Source organism: Stenotrophomonas chelatiphaga, from assembly GCF_001431535.1.
GTDB lineage: Bacteria > Pseudomonadota > Gammaproteobacteria > Xanthomonadales > Xanthomonadaceae > Stenotrophomonas > Stenotrophomonas chelatiphaga.
The window spans coordinates 1-8,071 of record NZ_LDJK01000120.1 but is presented as its reverse complement, the minus strand read 5'-3'; the positions used below and the strand labels follow the sequence as shown (position 1 = coordinate 8,071).

The 8,071-nt window shown below is 69.0% G+C and carries 7 protein-coding genes; 4 read left to right on the top strand and 3 right to left on the bottom strand.

The annotated features are described in order from the left end of the window. Positions 1-85 precede the first annotated feature (85 nt). Positions 86-643 carry a DUF2058 domain-containing protein gene (locus ABB28_RS17365; protein ID WP_057687607.1) on the bottom strand — a complete coding sequence of 186 codons (558 nt, stop codon included), beginning with the start codon at positions 641-643 and terminating at the stop codon, positions 86-88. 61 nt (positions 644-704) lie between these two features. Between ABB28_RS17365 and ABB28_RS17360 the strand changes: the two genes are divergently transcribed. Genes ABB28_RS17360 through ABB28_RS17350 form a run of 3 tightly spaced genes read left to right on the top strand, consistent with a single transcriptional unit; the run spans position 705 to position 3,578 of the window. Further along, positions 705-1,202: a M48 family metallopeptidase gene (locus ABB28_RS17360; RefSeq protein WP_057687606.1), complete on the top strand. Its 498-nt coding sequence runs from the start codon at positions 705-707 to the stop codon at positions 1,200-1,202. Between the two features lie 55 nt (positions 1,203-1,257). Next, positions 1,258-1,965, top strand: coding sequence for an RNA pseudouridine synthase (locus tag ABB28_RS17355; RefSeq protein WP_057687605.1), 708 nt, complete (start codon positions 1,258-1,260; stop codon positions 1,963-1,965). A 44-nt stretch (positions 1,966-2,009) separates the two neighbouring features. Beyond that, the gene (locus ABB28_RS17350; protein WP_057687604.1) at positions 2,010-3,578 is read left to right on the top strand and encodes a phospholipase D family protein; all 1,569 of its coding nucleotides are present in this window, start codon (positions 2,010-2,012) and stop codon (positions 3,576-3,578) included. A gap of 6 nt (positions 3,579-3,584) precedes the next feature. On the opposite strand, the gene ABB28_RS17345 is transcribed toward ABB28_RS17350, so the two are convergent. Next, positions 3,585-4,667, bottom strand: a complete 1,083-nt coding sequence (locus ABB28_RS17345) for an HDOD domain-containing protein (RefSeq protein ID WP_057687603.1) — start codon at positions 4,665-4,667, stop codon at positions 3,585-3,587. Between the two features lie 301 nt (positions 4,668-4,968). Here ABB28_RS17345 and ABB28_RS17340 point away from each other — a divergent pair, with 301 nt between their 5' ends. Continuing rightward, the gene (locus ABB28_RS17340) at positions 4,969-6,066 is read left to right on the top strand and encodes a Glu/Leu/Phe/Val family dehydrogenase (protein WP_057687602.1); all 1,098 of its coding nucleotides are present in this window, start codon (positions 4,969-4,971) and stop codon (positions 6,064-6,066) included. Positions 6,067-6,257: 191 nt separating this feature from the next. Here ABB28_RS17340 and ABB28_RS17335 read toward each other — a convergent pair. Further along, on the bottom strand, positions 6,258-8,071 hold a 1,814-nt coding region (locus tag ABB28_RS17335; protein WP_057687601.1), incomplete at its 5' end, for an autotransporter outer membrane beta-barrel domain-containing protein.

The following is an 8,071-nucleotide window of genomic DNA, read 5'->3' as shown; positions in this document are numbered from 1 at the left end:
CGCCCCACCCAACCATCAGCCCTGCAGCTCTTGCCGTTGCTTTTGACGTTGCTTCAAAGCCGCGCGCACGCGCAGAAAAAACCCGTTACCAGACCAGGTCATCCGGAATCTGGAACTGCGCGTAATACGCATCGTCCTCGGCATTGCCGGTGGACGCGAACGTGCTCTCGCCCGCCTGGCCGTGGTCGACCGCAATCAACTCCGGTGCCCGCTCGCGTACCTTTTCCGCCGCCGCGCGCGGCAACAGCGCGTAACTTTCGCCCGCCGCCACGATCACCAGCGCACCGGCCGACAGCGCCTTGCGCAGCTTGGCATCGATCAGCAGCGTGCGGATCACCTCGCCGTGGGTGAACCGGTACTCGCTCTCGCCCGCGTGCGGCACCGCATGCGCCTGCACGATCTGCCGCGCCTGCGCCCGGCCCTCGATGGCACGCAGCTGCGCATTGCGTTCGGCGGCGATCGCGCGGTCACGCTCGACCTTTTCCAGCCGCACGCGCTCGGCCTCGCGCTGGATGTCCGCCGATGCATCCGGCGCCTTGCCCTGGCGGGCCTTGACCTGCTCGCGGGCCGCGGCACTCGCCTGCGCCTTCTTGGCCAACCCGGCCTTGAGCAATTGTTCCTGCAGCGCGTTCGGCTTTGCCATGGTCCTGCCTGCAACTGGTCTATCTTAGGGACGTCCATGATACCGGAGCCCCGGCGGCACCATGCCCTCCCTGAAATACCTGACCGGCTACCCCGAACCCCTGCAGGAGCAGGTCCGCCAGCTGCTGGCTGAGGATCGCCTCGGCGCCCTGCTGCAGCGCCGCTATCCAGAGGCGCACGAGGTCCGCAGCGACCGCCAGCTGTATGACTACACCCAGGACCTGAAGGACCGCTACCTGCGCAAGTCGGTGCCGCTGAACAAGGTCTGCTACGACAACAAACTGGAAGTGGTGAAACACGCACTGGGCCTGCACACCGCGGTGTCGCGCGTGCACGGTGGACGCCTGAAGGCCAGCCGCGAAATCCGCGTGGCCAGCGTGTTCCGCCAGGCCCCGGCCGCCTTCCTGCGGATGATCGTCGTGCATGAACTGGCGCACCTGAAGGAAGCCGACCACAACAAGGCCTTCTACCAGCTGTGCCAGCATATGGAACCGGACTACCTGCAGCTGGAATTCGACACCCGGCTGTTCCTGACCGAACTGGCCCACCGCGGCGGCTGAAGCAGGCCGACGCCGTGGCAGGTACACTGCGCGCCCCCTTGAGGTTCCCTGCCCCATGCTCCCCACCCGTCTCGACAAACGCCTGGCCGAACTGCTCGGCTGCCCCCGTGGCGAAGCCCGCCGCTACATCGAAGGCGGCTGGGTGCGCGTGGACGGCCAGGTGGTGGAACAGCCGCAGGCGCAGGTCAGCACCGAAACCGTGGAACTGGATCCGTCCGCGCGCGATGAGAAAACCGAGCGCGTGACCATGCTGCTGGCCAAGCCGGTGGATGCCGCCGCGCATACGCTGAGCGCGATGGTCACCCCGGAATCGCAGAGCCCGCTGGACCTGGGCAGCATCCGTCCGCTGCAGCGCCATTTCCACGGCCTGCAGCTGGCCGCCGCGCTGCCCGCTTCAGACAGTGGCCTGGTGGTGGTCAGCCAGGACCCGCTGATCATCGCCCATCTGCAGCAGCAGCTTGCGCGCACCGAACAGGAGTTCCTGGTGGATATCCAGGGCGAGCGTGCGATGTGGGACGTGGCCCGGCTGCAGACCGGCCTGAAGGAAAACGGGCGCACGATTCCCGGTTGCAAGATCAGCTGGCAGAGCGAACAGCGCCTGCGCTTTGCCGGCAAGGGCCTGCATCCGCGCATGTTGCGCGAAGCCTGCGCCGGTGCCTCGATGCAGGTGGTCGGCATCCGCCGCCTGCGCATCGGCCGTGTCTCGCTGGGCAAGCTGGCCCCGGGCAGCTGGCGTTACCTGGGCAGCGACGAGCGTTTCTGAACAGTGCACTGCGCGTGCACCGGCCTGGCGGTTAGGATCGGTGCATGAGTAAACCCCTTCCCCTGTGGCGCCGGCTGCTGCGCGGCCTGGCCATCGTGCTTGCGCTGCTGGTGTTGCTGGTGCTGTCCGGCCTGTTGCTGGCCGATCACCTGACCCCACAGGCGCGTGGCGAAACATCGCACGTGCTGCCGGTGCAGCCCACCCAGACCCGCATCGACCGCGAGGTCAGCGCGCTGCAGGCGGCGCATCCCGGGGCATCGGGCGTGGCCTTCCTGTCCGATGGACTGGATGCGTTCGCCGCGCGCGCGGTCATCACCGAACGCGCCGAACGCAGCCTGGACCTGCAGTACTACATGTGGAAGGACGACCTGATCGGCCACCTGATGGCGCGTGCCCTGCACGACGCCGCCGAGCGGGGTGTGCGCGTACGGATCCTGCTCGATGACATGAACGCGCAGGACAAGGACGCGCTGATGATGGCGCTCGATACCCATCCCAACATCGAGATCCGCCTGTACAACCCGTTCCGCAACCGCAACGGGCCGTGGCGGATGGTGGAGATGGTGCAGCGGTTCTTCTCGGTCAACCACCGCATGCACAACAAGAGCTGGATCGCCGATGGCCGGGTCGCCATCGTCGGCGGCCGCAACATCGGCGAGGAATACTTCAGCGCGCGCCCGGACGTGAACTTCCGCGACCTGGACCTGCTGGTGGCCGGTGAAGCGGTCGGCCAGGCCAACACCGTGTTCGACGATTACTGGAACAGCGAAGCGGCCGTGCCGATCGCCGCGCTGGCCTTCCATACGCGGCAGGAGCTGCGCCTGCTGATGCGCGAATCGGACAACGAAGCGCGGCTGGAATCGGCCAGGCCCTACCTGCAGGAAGTGGCGAAGTCACGCCAGCGCGCCATGGCCAGTGCGGCACCGCTGCACTGGAGCGCGAACGTGCGCATCGTCTCCGATCCGCCGATGAAGCATCGCCGCGATGACCCGCAGAACTGGCTGGTCAGCGACCTGGTGCAGATGCTGACGGCGTCGCAGCACAAGGCACTGCTGATATCGCCGTACTTCGTGCCCGGCAACGAAGGCCTGGATGGCCTTACCCGGCTGAGCGAACGCGGCGTGCAGGTCGGGGTGGTCACCAACTCACTGGCCGCCAACGACGTGGTCGCCGTGCATGGTGGTTACATGACCTACCGTGCGCCGCTGCTGCAGGCCGGGGTGCAGCTGTACGAACTGAAGGCACATGGCAAGGCACCCAGCTCCGGGCTCTTCGGCAGCAGCGGCGCCAGCCTGCATACCAAGGCCTTCGTGCTGGATGACCGGCACGGCTTCGTCGGCTCCTTCAACCTGGACCCGCGCTCGGCCTACCTCAACACGGAAATGGGCGTGATCTTCGACGACCCGGTGCTGGCCGCCCAGCTGACCGCCGAGTACCTGCGGCTGTCCAGTCCTCAACAGAGCTGGTGGCTGGCATTGGACCCACGGGACCGCGTGCGCTGGCTGGAACGCGAGCCACCGCCGCATTGGGTCGACACCGAACCGGACAGCAGCCTGCGCCTGCGTACCAGTGCACGGGTGATCAGCTGGCTGCCGCTGGAATCACAGCTCTGACGCTGCTCAGGCGTCGCCGTCGTGTTCGTCGGCCAGGGTTTCAACCGGCCGCCCGTGCAGGCGCCGCCAGATCCACAGCAGGGCATGCGGCGGGGTGCCGGGCAGCTGCTCCAGCCAGGCCAGCCCCTGGCTCTTGCCGATGTGGCCATGCCGCGCGAGCAGGCTGGCGGCTGCCGCGGCGCGGGCGAAGCGCAGGGTGCGCGGCAAACCGCTGTTGGTGTTGCTGGCCTGCAGCGCCTCGTGCACCGGCGCGGGCAGCTCCCAGGCCGCGGCCACGCGCTGGGCGACCGGCAACGTCCACTGGCGCAGCAGCGCCTCGGCGGTGGGGTAGTCCAGCGGCACCTGCAGCGTCTGCGCTTCCTGCAGCAGCTGTTTCATCACCAGCGCGGCGCCCAGGCCCTGGGTGAGCCCCAGCCACTGCGCCGCGAACGGATCCTGCTGGCTGACCGTGCGCGCGTGGTCGGCCGCCGCGCGCGAGGACAGCAGCGCGTGTTCCCAGATGATGGTGCTGAACTGCGGGAACTCACTGCACTGCAGGTGCATCACCGGCTGCACCAGCACGGCGCTGATGATCTGCCGGATGCCTTCGGTGCCGACCAGGGTGATGGCCCGCTGCAGGCTGTCCACCGGCCGCTCCTGCATGCGGAACGCGGGGCTGTTGGCGATGCGCAGCAGGTTGCCGGTCAGCACCGGGTCCTGGCCGATGATCGCGGCGGTCGCGCGCGCGGAGGATTCCGGATCGTTGACGGTCTGGATCAGCTGCGGCAGCAGCTGCGGGCGCCGTGGCAGCTGGCGCGCGCTCCAGTCACGTGACAGCAACGCCTGCCGGGTCGCCTCGAGCAGGGCCCCGTGGCAGGCCGCGCCGCCATCCAGGGCCGGGTGCAGGGCCAGCGCATACAGCCCGGAGTGCAGCCGCGCCTCGGCATCGGCATCGGCGTTGCCACCGGCAGCCATCGCGGCCGGCGCAACGGCTTCGGCGACGAAGCCATCGTGGCGCTGCGTGCGCTGCTGCGTCGCGTGCCGCGCCCCGGCACGGCCGAACAGCCGCCCCCACCAGCCGGCCCAGCCACTGCTGCCCGTCGCACTCATCGGCCCGCCCCGCATGGCCCGGCAAAGCGGGCGTAGGATTGCTGTACTGCCACCGCACCGGTCCTTAGCTTCAGGCGGACACCGCCGTGCATCCAGCATCGGCCGCTACGCTCGCTTCTTTAACCCATCCCCCCCCCGCCCATGGGCCCCGACGTGCACAACACCACGCCGGGGAATGGACTAGAATGGCGCCGCGCGACCCGTCCCCTGAACTGACGAAGTCGCTTTTTTTGTTTCTGCACCCTTATCGTTGCTGGCCTGTTCGAAGTGGTTCGCTGCTGTTCACGCCAACGGAGTCGCCATGCTATTCGAAACCCTCGCCACTACCGGTCACGAGCAGGTCGTTTTCTGCAACAACCCCGATGCCGGGTTGCGGGCCATCATCGCCCTGCACAGCACCACCCTGGGCCCGGCCCTGGGCGGGGTCCGCATGCGCCCCTACGCGAGCACCGACGAGGCACTGGCCGACGTGCTGCGGCTCAGCCGCACGATGACCTACAAGAACGCGCTGGCCGGGCTGAACGTGGGCGGTGGCAAGGCGGTGATCATCGGTGACCCGCGCACCGACAAGACCGAAGTGCTGCTGCGTGCCTTCGGCCGCCAGGTTGATGCGCTCGGCGGTCGTTACATCACCGCCGAGGACGTCGGCACCGATGTCAACGACATGGAAAACATCTACCTGGAAAGCCAGTTCGTCACCGGCGTGCACCAGGTCCACGGGGGCTCCGGCGATCCCGCCCCGTTCACCGCCTACGGGGCACTGCAGGCCCTGATGGCTTCGCTGCAGGCCAAGCTGGGCCATGAAGAAGTGGGCAAGACCAGCATCGCCGTGCAGGGCCTGGGCCACATCGGCATGGAACTGGTGAAGCTGCTGCGCGACCGCGGGGCCAAGCTGTACGTGACCGACCTGGATGCATCGCTGGTTGATCGCGCGGTGTCCGAGTACGGCGCCGAGGCGGTCAAGCCGGACGAGATCCACGAGGTCAATGCCGATGTGTTCGCTCCGTGTGCGCTGGAAGGTGCGATCAGCCTGGACGTGCTGCCGCGGCTGAAGGCGCGGATCATCTGCGGCACCGCCAACAACCAGCTGGCCAACCCGGAAGTGGGCGATGAACTGCACGCGCGCGGCATCCTGTACGCGCCGGATTACGCGGTGAATGCGGGCGGGGTGATGAATGTCTCGCTGGAAATCGACGGCTACAACCGCGAACGCGCGATGCGCCTGATCCGCAGCATCTACCACAACCTGGGCCGCATCTTCGCGCTGTCGCAGCGCGAGAACATCGCCCCGCAGCGCGCGGCCGACCGCATTGCTGAAGCGCGCATCCAGTCGATCGGCAAGCTGAAGCTGCCGATGGGACGCGCCACCCCGCGCCTGGGCGACCTGCGCGCCGGCTGAGCGCCGGCCGCGCGAACCCTGCACGGCAACCCCGGCAGCGCCGGGCCACGCTCGGCGAGCGCGAAGCCCAGCGCCTCTCATCAGCCACCGGCGACACACGGTAGCGCCGAGCCACGCTCGGCGAGCGCGAAGCGCGGCGCCTTTCATCACCCACCGGAAAGCCGCCGAGCCTGGCTCGGCGCCTCCGTGAATCAGAAGCCGGTGCTGTAGTTCAGCGCCGCCTGCGAAACATCCAGCCCGCCGCCGAAGCGCTGGTCGTAGCCGAACGACAACCGGCCGCTACGCCCCACCCCTGCTTCCAGCGCCACGCCGACCAGGCCGGAGGCACGCGGCAGCGCGCCGGAAACCAGCGGCGCCCATGCCTCCACGCCAGTGAAGCCGGCCTGCGCATCGAACCCTTCACTGGACAGCTCCTGCTGCCATTCGGAGTAGCCGCGCAGCGTCCAGCGCTGCCACTGGCGTTCGGCGCGCAGGCCCAGCATGGCCAGGCTGCGCCGCGCCACGTTGTCCTGCATGCGCAGGCCGAAGCCCAGCCCGCCCTGTTCGGCGAATCCATCCGACCGCACCTGCACCTGGCTGGCGGCCAGGTACGGCGTCAGCGCGGCGCGCGCACCGCCAAACCGCAGCCCCGATTCCACGCTCATGCTGGCGAACCGGCCGCCGTAGCGCGCCCCGGTGCCGACGGCCTGCGCACCCAGCAGCAGTTGACGATCCACCTGTCGCTGGAACTGGCCGGCACCCAGCTGCGCCAGCAGGTAGCCACGCCCTTCGCTCCAGCCGGCGTACAGCTGCGCCTGTGCCTGGCGATCCCGCCCCAGCCCGCCGGTGTCGCGGCCGCTGGCGCTGCTGCGCACCTCACCGAAGGCAACGCCGAGCAATCCGTTGCCGCCCAGCGCACTCTCCTGGCCCGCCATCCAGCCCTGGGTCTGCGTTGCGTTGCCGGCGAAGTTGCCCTGCCCGGCATCGCCCAGCGCACTCTGCCACGCACCGCGCAGCGCCGGCCGCGCCTGCACCTGGCCGAAACGGGCCGCCACGGCGCGCCGGCTCATGTCCACGCTGTCGAACGTGGCCTGGGTGGCCAGGGCATGGGCCTTGCCGGACAGGCTGTCCAGGCTGGCCGACAGGCCACTGATGCCGCCGGGCGTGCGCTGCAGATCGCCGGCTGCATCGGCGAACGCGCTGCCCTGCAGGTCCGGGCTGCCATCGAGCAGTTCGAAGGCGCGCTCCACGCGCCCGGCCGAGGCCAGTGCGCGCGCATCCAGCGACGCCGCGCTGGCCGCAGCGACCACGCTGACCCGGGTCAATTCCAGCCAGGCCGTGGTGCTGTCATACCCGTACGAAGATTCCAGCAGCGACACGCCGTTCTGGCCCACCGCGGCGGTGTTGAACTGGCCCGACAACCCGCCCTGTGCGCGGATCAGCGCTTGCCGCGTGCCATCGGCCGGCACATAGCCTGCGATCGCGCCGTTGACCAGCACGCCACCGCCCTGCAGGGTCGCCGTGCCAGTGACCTGCAAGGCGTTGACGCCCAGCGCGACCATCAGCTGGGCGCCGTCGCGCTGGAGGTAATTGCCTTCGATGGTGGCATCGGCATTGGCGCTGGTGAGCACCACGCTGGCGCCGTTGTCGACGTTGCCGACCACCCGCGTGGTGCCGTTCATGAACTGCAGCGCGGCGCCGCTGGGGCTGCCCGCCTGCGCGGCAATGCTCACGCTGGAGGTGATCGAGGCGCCACCGCGCAGCGCCAGCGTGCCCTGTTCGATGCGCGTGGCACCGCTGTAGGTGCTGCGTCCTGACAGCCCCAGCGAACCCACGCCCTGCTTGACCAAGCCGCCGGTCCCGCTGAGGTCGTTGCTCCAGACCGAATCCAGCCCGAGGCGGTTGACGTTGACGCTGACATCGCCCCAGTCCAGGCGGCCCGGACCATTGACGGCCTTGCCGACATCGAGCAGCCCGTTGCCGAACACCGGGTCCACGCCGGCCGCGCCGAGGTCGGTTGCCGTGC

Excerpts from the sequence above, each read along its gene's own strand:
- ABB28_RS17350 (WP_057687604.1), top strand. The coding sequence starts at position 2,010 with ATGAGTAAACCCCTTCCCCTGTGGCGCCGGCTGCTGCGCGGCCTGGCC.
- ABB28_RS17345 (WP_057687603.1), bottom strand. The coding sequence starts at position 4,667 with ATGAGTGCGACGGGCAGCAGTGGCTGGGCCGGCTGGTGGGGGCGGCTG.
- ABB28_RS17340 (WP_057687602.1), top strand. The coding sequence starts at position 4,969 with ATGCTATTCGAAACCCTCGCCACTACCGGTCACGAGCAGGTCGTTTTC.
- ABB28_RS17355 (WP_057687605.1), top strand. The coding sequence starts at position 1,258 with ATGCTCCCCACCCGTCTCGACAAACGCCTGGCCGAACTGCTCGGCTGC.
- ABB28_RS17365 (WP_057687607.1), bottom strand. The coding sequence starts at position 643 with ATGGCAAAGCCGAACGCGCTGCAGGAACAATTGCTCAAGGCCGGGTTG.
- ABB28_RS17360 (WP_057687606.1), top strand. The coding sequence starts at position 705 with ATGCCCTCCCTGAAATACCTGACCGGCTACCCCGAACCCCTGCAGGAG.